A 14,649-nucleotide genomic window follows, 5' to 3' on the forward strand; every position below is an offset into this window, starting at 1 on the left:
CGGCTACGGACCTGACGGGACGGACAGAGCTCTTAACCTAGCCCTGTTTTAAGTAGCTGGCTAATAACTGGACTCTATGGACAAGTCCAAGGTTCCGAACTCGGCTATCATGCGCCCGTTTTCGTGACAGGCTTTGCTACAGGGCAAGTCCGCGATTCATTGACGTTGCCCAGGAGATTCGATGAACACCCTCTTTATGCATTGCCGCCCAGGTTTTGAAGGCGAAGTCTGCTCCGAGATCGCCGACCATGCCGCGCGCCTCAACGTGGCCGGCTATGCCAAGGCCAAGACCGCTGCCGCCTGCGCCGAGTTTGTCTGCACCGAAGACGACGGTGCCGAGCGCTTGATGAAGGGGCTGCGCTTCGCCGAGCTGATCTTCCCTCGGCAATGGGCGCGGGGCATGTTTATCGATCTGCCGGAAAGCGACCGGATCAGCGTGATCCTGGCTCATCTGGCGAGCTTCCCGACCTGCGGCAGTTTGTGGCTGGAAGTGGTGGACACCAATGACGGCAAGGAACTGTCGAATTTCTGCAAGAAATTCGAAGGCCCGCTGCGCAAGGCCCTGACGGCCGCTGGCAAGCTGGTGGATGACCCAGGCCGGCCACGTTTGCTGCTGACCTTCAAAAGCGGGCGCGAGGTGTTTGTCGGCCTGGCCGATGCCGGTAATTCGGCGATGTGGCCGATGGGTATTCCGCGGTTGAAATTCCCGCGCGAAGCGCCCAGCCGTTCGACCCTGAAGCTGGAAGAGGCGTGGCATCACTTCATCCCCCGTGACCAATGGGACGAGCGCCTGCACAGCGACATGACCGGTGTCGATCTGGGGGCCGCCCCCGGCGGCTGGACCTGGCAGTTGGTCAACCGCGGCATGCTGGTGACGGCCATCGACAACGGGCCGATGGCCGAGAGCCTGATGGACACCGGCCTGGTCCAGCACCTGATGGCCGACGGCTTTACCTTCAAGCCCAAGCAGCCTGTGGACTGGATGGTGTGCGACATCGTCGAGAAGCCGGCGCGCAACGCTGCCCTGCTGGAAACCTGGATCGGCGAGGGACATTGCCGCGAGGCGGTGGTCAACCTGAAGTTGCCGATGAAGCAGCGTTATGCGGAAGTGAAGCGCCTGCTCGAGCGCATCGAAGAGGGCTTCAAGGCCCGCGGGATTCGTGTGGCGGTGGGGTGCAAGCAGCTGTACCACGACCGTGAGGAAGTGACCTGCCACCTGCGCCGGCTGGATGTCAGCAAGCCCAAGGCCCGTTGAGAACCGGCGTGGCCTGGTAGTCGCGCCTGCAACAATTCATCTGAAAAAACATGGCTACGGATGACCTGGTTTCGGTGTTGCGCGACAATGCCGGCCAGTTTCAGGAGTGAGTAATGAACCCAACCATCGATACCCCCGTTGACGGGACCCTCGACGCCACGGGCCTCAATTGCCCGGAGCCGGTGATGATGCTGCACCAGCACATCCGCGACCTGGCGCCTGGCGGCCTGCTCAAGGTCATCGCCACCGACCCGTCCACCCGCCGCGACATTCCCAAGTTCTGTGTGTTTCTCGACCACGAACTGGTGGCGCAGCAGGAAGAGGCCGGAACCTATCTGTACTGGATCCGCAAGAAGCTCGCTTAACCCAGCGAGCGGCTGATGCGGATCCGCTTGCGCGCACTGCGGGTCAGGCGGATCGACAGCATCAGCGCCGCGCAGCTCAGGCCCACGATCAACCCTTCCCAGAGCCCGCTCGGGCCGCGGGCGGGGCCGAACCAGTCGGTCAGCCCCAGCGCATACCCCACCGGCAAACCAATGCCCCAGTAGGCGAACAGGGTCAGGACCATGGTCACCCGGGTGTCCTGATAGCCGCGCAGGGCGCCGGCGGCGGTGACCTGGATCGCGTCGGAAAACTGGAACAGTGCCGAATACACAATCAGCATCGACGCCACATGGATCACCATGGGGTCGGTGGTGTAGATGCTCGCAATCGGTCCGCGCAGCAACAGCATCATGCTGGCCGAGAGGCAGGCATAAGCCAGCGCCGTGCCCATGCCGACCCCGGCGGCAAACCGCGCCTCACGTGGTTCGCTGCGGCCCAGGGCCTGGCCGACCCGCACGGTCACGGCCATGCCCAGGGAGTAGGGAATCATGAACACCAGGGAGCTGACGTTGAGGGCGATCTGGTGCCCGGCGACCACGGTGGCGCCAAGGCTGCCGATCAGCAGGGCAATCACCGCGAAGATGCTCGACTCGGCAAATACCGCAATGCCGATGGGCAGGCCGATGCTCAACAAACGCTTGATCACCGCCCATTGCGGCCAGTCGAAGCGACCGAACAGGTCAATGTTGCGATAGGCCGGGGCCCAGCGGGTCCAACTGGCCATGCCGAACATCATGGCCCACATCACGATGGCCGTGGCCCAGCCGCACCCGACGCCGCCCATGGCCGGCACGCCGAAGTGGCCATAGATGAACACGTAGTTGATCGGGATATTCAGCGCCAGCCCGCACAGGCCCATGACCATGCTCGGCCGGGTGCGGCCCAGGCCGTCGCTGAAGCAGCGCATGACGTGATACAGCGCCACTGCCGGCAGGCCGCTGGCGATGCCGCGCAGGTAGCCCATGCACGGCTCGATCAGTTCGGGGTCGACCTTCATCAGGTGCAACACCGGCTCGGCGTTGAACAGAATCAGGGTCGCCATCAGCCCTACCACCAGCGCCAGCCACAAGGCCTGCCGCACCAGCGGGCCGATTTCGCCAGGCAGCCCGGCGCCGTGGCGTTGCGCAACCTTGGGCGTGGTTGCCAGCAGGGTGCCGGTCATCAATAGAAAGACCGGGATCCAGATCGAGTTGCCCAGGGCCACTGCCGCCAGGTCCCGAGGCCCGACCCGGCCGGCCATTACCGCATCGACAAAGCCCATGGCGGTGGTCGCCAGCTGCGCGATCATGATCGGCAGCGCCAGCCCAAGCAGGTTGCGCAGCTCGAGATAGACCCGGGCGGGGCGCTTGAGGGAAGTGGCGGCGGGGGTGTCGGATACAGAATTCACAGGCGAAGCGTCCATAGGTGGGGTGGCGCAGGACGCGACATTCTACGCGTTGACGCTGCGGTCAGGAAAACATCCTGTGTTGCGGATTTGTAAGCGCTGCAGTCCGCCTGAAATCGGGCTGCGGCGGTATTGGCACTGGCCCCTGACCCTCCACTACGCCTACACTGCGGCTCCGCGAAAGGAGCCTGCCATGCTGATTGTTGCCGACGAAAATATCCCGCTGATCGAAGAGTTCTTTGCCGGTTTCGGTGAAATTCGCCGATTCCCAGGACGCTCCATCGACCGTGCGACCGTTGCCGAAGCGGATGTGCTGCTGGTGCGTTCGGTGACCAACGTCGATCAAGCCCTGCTTGAAGGCAGCAAGGTGCGTTTTGTCGGCACCTGCACCATTGGCACCGATCACCTGGACCTCGAGTACTTCGCCCAGGCCGGTATTCACTGGTCCAGCGCGCCGGGTTGCAACGCCCGTGGCGTGGTGGATTACGTGCTCGGCAGCCTGTTGACCCTGGCGGAAATCGAAGGCGTCGCGCTGCCCGGGCGCACCTATGGCGTGGTGGGTGCGGGCGAGGTGGGCGGGCGGCTGATCCAGGTACTGCGTGGCCTGGGCTGGAATGTGCTGGTGTGCGACCCCGTGCGCCAGGCCGCCGAAGGTGGCGACTACGTGAGCCTGGAACAATTGATCGAGCAGTGCGACGTTATCAGCCTGCACACGCCCTTGACCCGCAGCGGCGAACTCTCGACCTGGCACCTGCTGGATAAGGCGCGCCTGCAACAACTCAGGCCGGGTACCTGGCTGATCAACGCTGCCCGTGGCCCGGTGGTCGATAACCACGCCCTGCGCGAAGTGCTGCTTGAGCGCGAAGACCTGCAGGCAGTGCTGGACGTGTGGGAGGAGGAGCCCAGGGTGGATCAGGCCCTGGCCGATCTGTGTGTCCTGGCCACGCCGCATATTGCCGGTTACAGCCTGGATGGCAAGCAGCGCGGCACCGCGCAGATTTACCAGGCCTACTGCCGGTTTTCGGGCCAGGCGGAACAGGTCAGCCTGGATACGCTGCTGCCCCAGCCGTGGGTTTCGCACCTCTGGCTCAATGCCAATGCCGACCCTGCCTGGGCGCTGGCGACTGTCTGCCGCGCGGTGTACGACCCGCGCCGGGACGACGCCGACTTCCGGCGCAGCCTGGGCGGCACCCCGGCCGAGCAGCGCAGTGCCTTCGACGGCCTGCGCAAACACTACCCCGAACGCCGTGAGATCGACGGCCTGAGCGTGCACATTCAGGGCGATTCGCCAGCGCTGCAGCAGATCGTCATTGCCTTGGGTGCGACCCTGGCCTGAATAGCCTGCGGCGGGTCGCGAGGCCCGCGCAGTGGGGAAAGGCAGGCATAAAAAACCCGGCGTCGAGGCCGGGTCAAGAGAATGCGAGGCGAGGGCTCAATCTTGCTGGGCAGGCTTGACCAGTCGCTTTTCCAGTTCGCGGCATGCGCTCTGGATCATGTCTTCAGTAATCGGTACTTCGCGACCCTGAGCGTCGATGATGGCACACCCTAGAGACTGGTTTGGCTGGGTACGAATCACTTGAATCTTGTCATCGCTGCTGTGTTGCAAGGACATGGCCTGTCTCCTCATCAGGTTGTGTGCTTAGTTTATAACCGCCAGGTGACCGGGCTGTGACAGCGGACTACAGGGCCCCGGCAGTGTTCTCACTCCACCAGAAATCCCCCACGAGTGCCAGCCGGACATTAGATCAATAGCCTCTAGGCTCTAGTGTCAGCGGTCATATTTAACCTGACTCATTGTGATTCGCGTAAGTTCCGGCCAATGGGGCGGTGTAGGCTTGGCAGTGCCTCGCTCCTGGTGACCTATCGGATGATCGTCATGCTTTCTTCGCACCAACGCCGGGCTATTCGCCTGGCCAGTCAGTTTATTGCGCCTTACCGCTGGCAGGCCCTCGGGGCGCTGCTGGCGCTGATCGTCACTGCCGGCATCACTTTGTCCATGGGGCAGGGCATTCGGCTGCTGGTGGATCAGGGGTTCATGACCCGTTCGCCACACTTGCTCAATCAATCCATCGGCCTGTTTCTGTTGCTGGTGCTGGGACTGGCCGTGGGCACTTTCGCCCGTTTCTACCTGGTGTCGTGGATCGGCGAGCGGTGTGTGGCAGATATTCGCCGGCAGGTGTTCAACCACCTGATCTACCTGCATCCCGGGTTTTACGAGAGTAATCGCAGCTCTGAAATCCAATCGCGGCTGACCGCCGACACCACCTTGCTGCAGTCGGTAATCGGTTCGTCGCTCTCGTTGTTCCTGCGTAACGCGCTGATGGTGATCGGCGGCATCGTGCTGCTGTTTATCACCAACCCCAAGCTCACCAGCATCGTGGTGGTAGCCTTGCCGCTGGTGCTGGCGCCGATCCTGATTTTCGGCCGGCGGGTGCGTAATCTGTCGCGCTTGAGCCAGGACCGTATCGCCGATGTCGGCAGCTATGTGTCCGAGACCCTTGGCCAGATCAAGACCGTGCAGGCCTATAACCACCAGCGCCAGGACGAGCAGCGATTTGCGCTGACCGTGGAAGAGGCGTTCAACACCGCGCGCAAGCGTATCGTCCAGCGTTCCTGGCTGATCACCCTGGTGATCGTGCTGGTGTTGGGCGCGGTCGGGGTGATGTTGTGGGTCGGTGGCATGGACGTGATCGCCGGGCGGATTTCCGGTGGCGAGCTGGCGGCGTTCGTGTTCTACAGCCTGATTGTGGGCAGTGCGTTCGGCACGTTGAGCGAGGTGATTGGCGAGTTGCAGCGAGCGGCGGGGGCTGCCGAGCGAATTGCCGAGCTGCTGCGCTCGGAAAGCATTATCCAGCCGCCGACCACTGATGGGGTGGCCCTGCCGCCGCGAGTGCGGGGTGAGCTGGCCCTGGAAAATGTGCGCTTCTCCTATCCTTCACGGCCTGAAAGCAATGCGGTGGATGGCTTGAGCCTGGAGATCCATGCCGGCGAAACCCTGGCTTTGGTCGGCCCGTCAGGCGCCGGCAAGTCGACCATCTACGATTTGCTGCTGCGCTTCTACGACCCGCAGCAGGGGCGAATCCTGCTCGATGGCGTACCGCTGACCCAGCTCGATCCGCAGGATCTGCGGCGCTGCTTTGCCCTGGTGTCACAAAGCCCGGCGCTGTTTTTCGGCAGCGTCGAGGAGAACATCCGCTACGGCAACCCCGAGGCGACCCTGGAACAGGTGCGTGAGGCGGCGAAGATTGCCTACGCCGATGAATTCATCGAGAAGATGCCCAACGGTTACCAGACCCACCTGGGGGATGGTGGGCTGGGGCTTTCCGGTGGCCAGCGCCAGCGCCTGGCCATCGCCCGGGCGCTGCTGGTGGACGCGCCGATCCTGCTGCTGGATGAAGCCACCAGCGCCCTCGACGCCCAGAGCGAGCACCTGATTCAACAAGCCCTGCCCAGCCTGATGCAGAACCGCACCACCCTGGTCATCGCCCACCGTCTGGCCACGGTCAAAAACGCCGACCGAATCGCGGTGATGGACCAGGGCAAGCTGGTTGCGGTGGGCACTCATCAGCAACTGATCGCCAGTAACCCTCTCTATGCACGTCTGGCGGCGTTGCAGTTCAGCGAGAAGGAGTAGGGGCAGCTCTAGGCCGCAAGCTACAAGTTTGTAGCGGTTTTTGAATCGCATATAAAAATGCCCGCATTTCTCAATGCGGGCATTTTGCTTTCAGGCTTGAGCTTGCGGCTTGTAGCTTACCGCTCGCCGCTGCTTCTCTTATTGATCGTCGAAATACCGCTCATGCCAATCCACCAGCGGCTGTGGCGAGTTGAGTTTCTGGCCGTAGATCACCGAGTACGACAGCACGTTCTGCACGTATTGCCGGGTTTCGTCGAAGGGGATGCTTTCAACCCAGACGTCGAAGCTCAGGTGGTCGGCGCCCTTGAGCCATTGGCGCACGCGGCCGGGGCCGGCGTTGTAGGCGGCCGAAGCGAGCACGCGGTTGCCGTTGAACTGGCTGTGGACCTGGCTCAGGTAGGCGGCGCCGAGCTGGATGTTCTTGTCCGGGTCCAGCACTTGCTGGGGTGATGCCAGGGGGATGCTGAACTTGCGCGCGGTTTCCTTGGCGGTGCCGGGCATCAGTTGCATCAGGCCGCTGGCGCCGACGCCGGAGCGGGCGTCGTCCATGAAGGCGCTTTCCTGGCGGGTGATGGCGAACACCCAGCTCGAATGCAGGCCGCGGACCTTGGCTTCGCGCACCAGGGTGTCGCGGTGGGCCATCGGGAAGCGGATATCCAGGTCATCCCAGTACTGCGCCTGGCTGATGGTGCGGATGGCCGGGAAGTACCATTTCAGGTCATAGGCGAGCTTGGCCTGGGCCACCATTTCGTCACGGTTGAAGTGACGGCTGACGTGGTACCACTCGCGCCGGCCATCGACGATCTGGCCGCGGGCGTGGAACTCCAGGGCGCGGCGCACGCCGGGGGTGTTGCGTACCTTGTTGATCAGCGCCTGGCTCATGACCAGCGGTTTGTTGACCAGGGAGTAGGGCGATTGCGAACGGTCGGCAGCCAGGAAACCATAGAAGTCGCGCTCGCGGGCCAGGTTCTTGTAGAGGGTCTGCGCCTGCGGATTCTGCGGCTGTGCCAGTTCCAGGCTGCGGGCCTGCCAGTAGCGCCAGCGGTTGGTGGTGGCCAGGTCCTGAGGCAGGCGTCGGGTCAGTTGATAGGCGTCGTCCCAGCGCGCCAGGCGCAGCAGCAGGCGCAGGCGCCATTCAGACACTGTGTTGTCCCGCAGCTCCGGGTCGTACTTGGTCATGACGTCCAGGGCGCGGCCGTCGAAGCGGCGCGCCAGGGTCAGGCCGATTTCACGGGCGATGGCGACTTTTTCATCGCGGGAGAAATGCATGCTGCTGGCATAGCCGTCGAGCAGGGTCATGGCCTTGTCCGGATCCTGGCGGGCCAGGCGCCGCAGGCCGAGGCTGACGATGTCGGACATCGGCTCATCGGCAGGGGTGAAGCGTGTGGGCTGGTTGAGCAGCTCCGGCTTTTGCGCCACTTCCACCAGCAAGCGCCCACGGGGGGCGAGGGTGGTCAGGCCGTTCACCAGGCTGTTGGCCAGCGGGTAGTTGCGGGCCTGGGCTGCGAGTTTGGTGCGCTCCCAGCGTTTCTGTTCGGTCAACTGGCCTTCGGCGGCCCACACGCCGAACAGGCCATCACAGGCGGCCGGCTGGCTCTTGCCGCTCAGCCAGAGTTTTTCGGCGTTGGCGTAGCCCTCGGCCTTGAGGTTGTGGCCGATCTGATACTGCGCGTTCAGGCAGTCCAGCTCGGTGAAGTTGAGTTTGGGGTCGTAGTACTTGACGAACGTCGCCCAGTCACCGCGATCGGCCAGCCAGCGCAACCAGCGCAACTTCATCCAGTTGGCCTGGGGCAGATCGCCATGTTCGGCGAGGAATTTCTCGATTTCGGCGTTGCTCGCGGTTTTCAGGCGCGCAGTCAGCTCGTCGTAGGCAAGGTAGGGTTCCAGCGGGTAATCGCTGAGGGCCTGGCTGTAGCGCATGTAGGGCCCGGAATCGCCTTTGGCCAAGGCGCGCTTGGCTTCATCGTAATACTGGCGTTGAGTGGAGAGGTCCACGGCCTGGGCGGATTGAGCAGCGGTGGCAGAAAGAAGCAAGCACGATAAAAGACTGAAAAGGCGACTGCGCATGAGACATCCGTGCAGAGAAATCATGACAAGTGCAAGCCACGCTCGCACTGAATTGTCCGTAGCTTAGCCTTTTGCCGCCAGCAGACGAAAGCTTTGCAGGCTGTGCGGCATCAGTTCGCAACATTTGTTATGCAGAGTGCTTCGACATTGAAAATGCCGGCCTTCTGCGGTCTCAAGTCAGGTAGAATGCGCGCCCGGTTTTTGGAGAAGCTCATGACCCTGCTCAAATTCAGCGATGTGTCCCTTGCTTTCGGCGCTATGCCGTTGTTGGACAAGGTGTCCTGGCAGATCGCCCGTGGTGAGCGGGTGTGCATCATCGGCCGAAACGGCACAGGCAAGTCCAGCATGATGAAGCTGGTCAAGGGCGATCAGAAGCCCGATGACGGCTCCGTCTGGCGCGCGCCTGGCCTCAAGATCGGCGAACTGCCGCAAGAATTGCCGGTGGCCGACGAGCGGACAGTGTTCGACGTGGTCGCCGAAGGCCTGGATGGCGTGGGCGCGTTGCTCGCCCAATACCATCACCTGGCGCAGAACTGCGTCACCGAAGAAGACCTGGACAAGCTGATGCATGTCCAGCAAGACCTCGAAGCCCGTGATGGCTGGCGCTTGCAGCAATTGGTCGACAGCACCCTGAGCCGCCTGCAACTGCCGGCCGACAAGACCCTCGCCGAATTGTCCGGCGGCTGGCGTCGTCGCGTGCTGCTGGCTCAGGCGCTGGTGTCCGAACCGGACCTGCTGCTGCTCGACGAACCAACCAACCACCTGGACATCGGTGCGATTGCCTGGCTGGAAGAAGCGCTCAAGGATTTCCAGGGCGCCGTGCTGTTCATCACGCACGACCGTTCCTTCCTGCAGAACCTGGCGACCCGAATTCTCGAACTGGACCGTGGCGGCCTGATCGACTGGAACGGCGACTACGCCAGCTTCCTGGTGCACAAGGAGGCCTCGCTGGCCGCCGAGGAAACCGCCAACGCGCTGTTCGACAAGAAACTGGCCCAGGAAGAAGTCTGGATCCGCCAGGGCATCAAGGCTCGTCGCACCCGTAACGAAGGCCGTGTACGCGCCCTGAAAGCCTTGCGCGTCGAGCGCAGCGAGCGTCGCGAGCGTACCGGCAAAGCCAACATCCAGCTGGATACCGCCGACAAGTCCGGCAAGCAGGTCATGGTTCTGGAAAACGTGAGCTTCGCCCACCCGGGTGGCCCGTTCCTGATCAAGGACTTCTCCATGGTCCTGCAGCGCGGCGACCGTATCGGACTGCTGGGCGCCAACGGCACTGGCAAGACCACGCTGCTGAAACTGATGCTCAACGGCCTGCAACCGACCAGCGGCACAGTGGAAGAGGGGACGCGCATCGACGTGGCCTACTTCGACCAGTTGCGCCATCAGCTGGACCTGGAAAAAACCGTGATCGACAACGTCGCCGAAGGTCGCGACTTTATCGATATCGATGGTCAGAGCCGTCATGTGCTGAGCTATCTCGGCGACTTCCTGTTCAGCCCGCAGCGTGCCCGCACGCCGGTCAAGGCGCTGTCGGGTGGTGAGCGTGCACGTCTGTTGCTGGCCAAACTGTTCAGCAAACCAGCCAACCTGCTGGTCCTCGACGAACCCACCAACGACCTCGACGTGGAAACCCTCGAACTGCTGGAGGAGGTGTTGCTGACCTTCAACGGCACCGTGCTGATGGTCAGTCACGATCGGGCATTCCTCGACAACGTGGTCACCAGCACCCTGGTCTTTGAAGGCGAAGGCAAGGTTCGTGAATACGTCGGCGGGTATCAGGACTGGCTGCGTCAGGGCGGCTCGCCGCGCCTGCTGGGCGTGACCGAGAACAAGTCGGGCAAGGCCGAGCTGAACTCTGCGGTGGTGGCTCCGGTGGCGGAAGCGGCACCGGTTCAGGAGGCTTCGACGGCGAAGAAAAAGCTCAGCTACAAATTGCAGCGCGAGCTTGAAGCCCTGCCAGGTGAGATTGAAGCCATGGAGCAGCAGATCGCTGCGGTCGAGGCCGAGATGGCTGATGCCGGTTTCTATCAGCGTCCATCTACTGAAACCGCGGCGGTGATTGCTGGTTTGGAAAAGCTCAACGCTGACCTTGAAGTGTTGGTCGAGCGCTGGGCCGAACTGGATGCCTGAGTGAATCAGCACTGACAAAAAGCCCGACGATGATGTCGGGCTTTTTGTAGGGGCTGGCGCGTAAGGCTTAACGCTTGACCAGGTGCACCGCCAGTACGTCGCAAGGCGCGCCATGCAGCACGTCATTGGCGGTGGAGCCCAGCAGCAGGGCCAGGCCGTGCCGGCCGTGGCTGCCGACCACGATCAGGTCGCAAGCCTGCTCCTTGGCCAGGTGGTGGATTTCCTGGCGTGGCTGGCCGTAGGTCAGGTGGCTGTATTCCTTGGACAGCTCGGGGTACTTGATGATCAGTCGGTCCAGGCGCTCTTTGGCCTGGTCGAATTGTTGTTGCTGCAGTTGCGACAGGTCCATCGGCACATCGCCGCCGAACGCCATGGCCATGGGTTCGACAATGTGCACCAGGGACAGCTTGGCGCCGTTGCTCACCGAAAGTTCGCGAGCGCGATGGATAACAGGATCGCACTCTTCGGTTAGATCTACAGCGACCAGAATATGGTGGTAGGACATGAGGTGCACCTCCTGAGGATTGCAATAGCTTCAAGTATGGCTGGTTTCAAGCGGGTTGGTCCAAAGGTGGCGCAACCCGCTCATCAAGAATCGGGAGTACAGATATGACGGTATGGATAGTGGTGTCAATCCTTGCGGTGGTCTTGAGTCCCCTGGCATGGTTGCGCCCCTCGCACCGCCAGAGCGGCCAGATAGCCATGCGCATGGAGGCGCGGCGTATCGGCCTGGCCATGCAGTTGGCGCCCCAGGAGTGGCCGCACTGGCTGGGACAGGAGCCGCCGAACCCGTGTCCGCAGTATCACCGGCCAAGGCGCAGCACCCAGCCGCTGTGCTTCAGCTATTGGCAGACTGCACCCGGGGTGTGGGTCAATCAGTGGCGTGAAGCATGCGTGGATGAGGCGTTGCTAGGGCATTTGGAAAAGTTGCCCGCCACCGTGTTCAAGATCGAGGCCGACAAGCAGATGATCGCCCTGTACTGGAACGAGCGCGGCGAGTTGAGCGTGCTGCAGGACATCGCCTCGGTGCTCAAGGCCCTGGCCTGAACCGGGCAGGCCTGGTGCCGCAATGGCGCAGGCCAAATCGCAGGCAATAAAAAGCCCGATATCATCATCGGGCCGGGGTTGGCCAGGCAGGCCGGTAATTCAGTCTTGAAACAGCGCACCACTAGCTGGTGCGGGTCTTCGCGTGCGCTCGATCTTACGCCTTGTCTCGGATAAACGTGCAACGGTATCTATTCTGCGGTGGTTGCCAGCGTAGACGGTGTATCGGTGCCTGGCATAACAGTTAGGGCGAATTTTCTAACTATTGATTCTATGAATGGCAGAGGATACGCCGGCCTGTTGCTGCGAGCCCATGATATTGAAGTGACCGCAAAGTCGCATTTCAAACCGCATTTTGGGCGATTGACAATTGGTGGTTTTTCCCTGAATGTGGCGTACCCAAATCAAACGGGCGTATGAATTGAGCGTTTGTATTAGCAGGCGACTCTCGCAGAATCCCGACTATCGCGTCGGCGGGTGTGCCTGGCGGATTGGCATCAGCACCGACATTCAGGTCAGTGCCAAGCCAGAAGTCAGCGTCCGACGTGTACTGTTCAGCTTCCATATCGTGGAGATCAGTTGATGATTTACGAAGGTAAAGCCATCACGGTTAAGGCTCTTGAAAGTGGCATCGTCGAATTGAATTTCGACCTCAAGGGTGAGTCCGTCAACAAGTTCAACCGTCTAACCCTGAACGAACTGCGTCAGGCGGTAGACACCATCAAGGCAGATGCTTCGATCAAAGGTGTGATCGTCAGCAGTGGCAAGGACGTGTTTATCGTCGGCGCCGACATCACCGAATTTGTCGACAACTTCAAGCTGCCGGATGCAGAGCTTGTTGCAGGCAACCTCGAAGCCAACAAGATTTTCAGCGATTTCGAAGACCTCAACGTTCCGACCGTTGCCGCGATCAATGGCATCGCGCTGGGCGGCGGTCTGGAAATGTGCCTGGCGGCGGACTACCGCGTCATGGCCACCAGCGCCAAGATCGGCCTGCCGGAAGTCAAACTGGGCATCTACCCGGGCTTCGGCGGTACCGTGCGTCTGCCGCGCATCATCGGTGCCGACAACGCCATCGAGTGGATTGCCGCCGGCAAGGAAAACCGTGCTGAAGACGCGCTGAAAGTCGGCGCCGTCGATGCCGTCGTCGCCTTGGACAAACTCAAGGATGCCGCGCTGGAGCTGATCAAGCGTGCCATCTCCGGTGAGTTCGACTACAAGGCCAAGCGTCAGCCGAAGCTGGAAAAGCTCAAGCTCAACGCGATCGAACAAATGATGGCTTTCGAAACCGCCAAAGGTTTCGTAGCCGGCCAGGCTGGCCCGAACTATCCGGCGCCGGTTGAAGCGATCAAGACCATCCAGAAGGCCGCGAACTTCGGTCGCGACAAAGCCCTGGAAGTCGAGGCCGCAGGCTTCGTCAAACTGGCCAAGACCTCTGCCGCGCAGAGCCTGATCGGTCTGTTCCTGAACGATCAGGAACTGAAGAAAAAGGCCAAGGCCTACGACGAAATCGCCAAGGACGTGAAGCAGGCTGCCGTACTCGGCGCCGGCATCATGGGTGGCGGTATCGCTTATCAGTCGGCATCCAAGGGTACGCCGATCCTGATGAAGGACATCAACGAGCACGGTATCGAGCAGGGCCTGGCAGAAGCCGCCAAGCTGCTGGTAGGCCGCGTTGATAAAGGCCGCATGACCGCGGCGAAGATGGCTGAAGTGCTCAACGGCATTCGTCCGACCCTGTCCTACGGTGACTTCGGCCACGTCGACCTGGTGGTCGAAGCGGTTGTCGAGAACCCGAAGGTCAAGCAGGCGGTATTGGCTGAAGTCGAAGACAAGGTCAAAGAGGACACCATCCTCGCGTCCAACACCTCGACCATTTCCATCACCTTGCTGGCCAAGGCCCTCAAGCGTCCGGAAAACTTCGTTGGCATGCACTTCTTCAACCCGGTGCACATGATGCCGCTGGTGGAAGTGATCCGTGGCGAGAAGTCCAGCGAGCTGGCTGTTGCCACCACCGTTGCCTACGCCAAGAAAATGGGCAAGAACCCGATCGTGGTCAACGACTGCCCGGGCTTTCTGGTCAACCGCGTCCTGTTTCCGTACTTCGGCGGTTTCGCCAAGCTGGTCAGCGCCGGTGTGGACTTCGTCCGTATCGACAAGATCATGGAAAAATTCGGCTGGCCGATGGGCCCGGCGTACCTGATGGACGTGGTCGGCATCGACACCGGCCACCACGGTCGCGACGTGATGGCTGAAGGCTTCCCGGACCGCATGAAAGACGACCGCCGCTCGGCAGTCGACGTGCTCTACGAAGCCAAGCGCCTGGGCCAGAAGAACGGCAAGGGCTTCTACGCCTACGAGACCGACAAGAAGGGCAAGCAGAAGAAAGTCGCCGACCCGTCGGTGCTGGAAGTGCTCAAGCCGATTGTCTACGAGCAGCGTGAAGTCACTGACGAAGACATCATCAACTGGATGATGATCCCGCTGTGCCTGGAGACCGTGCGTTGCCTGGAAGACGGCATCGTTGAAACCGCCGCCGAAGCTGACATGGGCCTGGTCTACGGTATTGGTTTCCCTCCATTCCGTGGCGGTGCGCTGCGCTACATCGACTCTATCGGTGTTGCAGAGTTTGTTGCCCTGGCCGACCAGTACGCTGATTTGGGCGCGCTGTACCACCCGACCGCAAAACTGCGTGAAATGGCCAAGACTGGCCAGCGGTTCTTCGGTTAAGCGTCCAAACACTAGAGCGAG

11 protein-coding genes are annotated in these 14,649 nt (G+C 61.7%); 7 read left to right on the top strand and 4 right to left on the bottom strand.

The features are described 5' to 3' along the window. The first annotated feature begins 181 nt into the window (after window positions 1-181). Complete coding sequence (gene rlmM, locus JFU57_RS17700; protein ID WP_078471195.1) at window positions 182-1,255, top strand: 23S rRNA (cytidine(2498)-2'-O)-methyltransferase RlmM; 1,074 nt, start codon at window positions 182-184, stop codon at window positions 1,253-1,255. 113 nt (window positions 1,256-1,368) lie between these two features. Next, entirely contained in the window at window positions 1,369-1,620 is a 252-nt protein-coding gene (tusA, locus tag JFU57_RS17705; RefSeq protein WP_078471196.1) for a sulfurtransferase TusA, read from the top strand. Here the strand turns inward: tusA and JFU57_RS17710 are convergent. Further along, window positions 1,617-3,026: an MATE family efflux transporter gene (locus tag JFU57_RS17710; RefSeq protein WP_078471197.1), complete on the bottom strand. Its 1,410-nt coding sequence runs from the start codon at window positions 3,024-3,026 to the stop codon at window positions 1,617-1,619. The two genes, tusA and JFU57_RS17710, sit on opposite strands and share 4 nt — an antisense overlap. Before the next feature lie 190 nt (window positions 3,027-3,216). Here JFU57_RS17710 and pdxB point away from each other — a divergent pair, with 190 nt between their 5' ends. After that, window positions 3,217-4,359 (top strand): 4-phosphoerythronate dehydrogenase PdxB, encoded by a 1,143-nt coding sequence (gene pdxB, locus JFU57_RS17715; RefSeq protein ID WP_201130223.1) that lies wholly within the window; start codon window positions 3,217-3,219, stop codon window positions 4,357-4,359. 96 nt (window positions 4,360-4,455) lie between these two features. On the opposite strand, the gene JFU57_RS17720 is transcribed toward pdxB, so the two are convergent. Beyond that, window positions 4,456-4,635: a PA1571 family protein gene (locus tag JFU57_RS17720; RefSeq protein ID WP_078471199.1), complete on the bottom strand. Its 180-nt coding sequence runs from the start codon at window positions 4,633-4,635 to the stop codon at window positions 4,456-4,458. Between the two features lie 255 nt (window positions 4,636-4,890). Here JFU57_RS17720 and JFU57_RS17725 point away from each other — a divergent pair, with 255 nt between their 5' ends. After that, window positions 4,891-6,657 carry an ABC transporter transmembrane domain-containing protein gene (locus tag JFU57_RS17725; RefSeq protein WP_201130224.1) on the top strand — a complete coding sequence of 589 codons (1,767 nt, stop codon included), beginning with the start codon at window positions 4,891-4,893 and terminating at the stop codon, window positions 6,655-6,657. A gap of 138 nt (window positions 6,658-6,795) precedes the next feature. On the opposite strand, the gene JFU57_RS17730 is transcribed toward JFU57_RS17725, so the two are convergent. Next, window positions 6,796-8,724 carry a transglycosylase SLT domain-containing protein gene (locus JFU57_RS17730; RefSeq protein ID WP_201130226.1) on the bottom strand — a complete coding sequence of 643 codons (1,929 nt, stop codon included), beginning with the start codon at window positions 8,722-8,724 and terminating at the stop codon, window positions 6,796-6,798. Between the two features lie 213 nt (window positions 8,725-8,937). On the opposite strand from JFU57_RS17730, the gene JFU57_RS17735 reads away from it, so the two are divergent. Continuing rightward, on the top strand, window positions 8,938-10,854 hold the full coding sequence (locus tag JFU57_RS17735; protein ID WP_201130227.1) for an ATP-binding cassette domain-containing protein: 1,917 nt from the start codon (window positions 8,938-8,940) through the stop codon (window positions 10,852-10,854). 67 nt (window positions 10,855-10,921) lie between these two features. On the opposite strand, the gene JFU57_RS17740 is transcribed toward JFU57_RS17735, so the two are convergent. After that, window positions 10,922-11,359, bottom strand: coding sequence for a universal stress protein (locus JFU57_RS17740; protein WP_078471202.1), 438 nt, complete (start codon window positions 11,357-11,359; stop codon window positions 10,922-10,924). Window positions 11,360-11,463: 104 nt separating this feature from the next. Between JFU57_RS17740 and JFU57_RS17745 the strand changes: the two genes are divergently transcribed. Together JFU57_RS17745 and fadB are read left to right on the top strand one after the other, a co-directional pair. Further along, window positions 11,464-11,901: a hypothetical protein gene (locus JFU57_RS17745; RefSeq protein WP_201130228.1), complete on the top strand. Its 438-nt coding sequence runs from the start codon at window positions 11,464-11,466 to the stop codon at window positions 11,899-11,901. 579 nt (window positions 11,902-12,480) lie between these two features. Then, window positions 12,481-14,628: a fatty acid oxidation complex subunit alpha FadB gene (gene fadB / locus JFU57_RS17750; protein WP_078471205.1), complete on the top strand. Its 2,148-nt coding sequence runs from the start codon at window positions 12,481-12,483 to the stop codon at window positions 14,626-14,628. Window positions 14,629-14,649 lie beyond the last annotated feature (21 nt).

Source organism: Pseudomonas sp. TH07, assembly GCF_016651285.1.
GTDB lineage: Bacteria > Pseudomonadota > Gammaproteobacteria > Pseudomonadales > Pseudomonadaceae > Aquipseudomonas.

Bases quoted from the DNA above. Each gene is read 5' to 3' on its own strand.
- rlmM (WP_078471195.1), top strand. From the start codon at position 182: ATGAACACCCTCTTTATGCATTGCCGCCCAGGTTTTGAAGGCGAAGTC.
- tusA (WP_078471196.1), top strand. From the start codon at position 1,369: ATGAACCCAACCATCGATACCCCCGTTGACGGGACCCTCGACGCCACG.
- pdxB (WP_201130223.1), top strand. From the start codon at position 3,217: ATGCTGATTGTTGCCGACGAAAATATCCCGCTGATCGAAGAGTTCTTT.
- JFU57_RS17720 (WP_078471199.1), bottom strand. From the start codon at position 4,635: ATGTCCTTGCAACACAGCAGCGATGACAAGATTCAAGTGATTCGTACC.
- JFU57_RS17725 (WP_201130224.1), top strand. From the start codon at position 4,891: ATGATCGTCATGCTTTCTTCGCACCAACGCCGGGCTATTCGCCTGGCC.
- JFU57_RS17730 (WP_201130226.1), bottom strand. From the start codon at position 8,724: ATGCGCAGTCGCCTTTTCAGTCTTTTATCGTGCTTGCTTCTTTCTGCC.
- JFU57_RS17735 (WP_201130227.1), top strand. From the start codon at position 8,938: ATGACCCTGCTCAAATTCAGCGATGTGTCCCTTGCTTTCGGCGCTATG.
- JFU57_RS17740 (WP_078471202.1), bottom strand. From the start codon at position 11,359: ATGTCCTACCACCATATTCTGGTCGCTGTAGATCTAACCGAAGAGTGC.
- JFU57_RS17745 (WP_201130228.1), top strand. From the start codon at position 11,464: ATGACGGTATGGATAGTGGTGTCAATCCTTGCGGTGGTCTTGAGTCCC.
- fadB (WP_078471205.1), top strand. From the start codon at position 12,481: ATGATTTACGAAGGTAAAGCCATCACGGTTAAGGCTCTTGAAAGTGGC.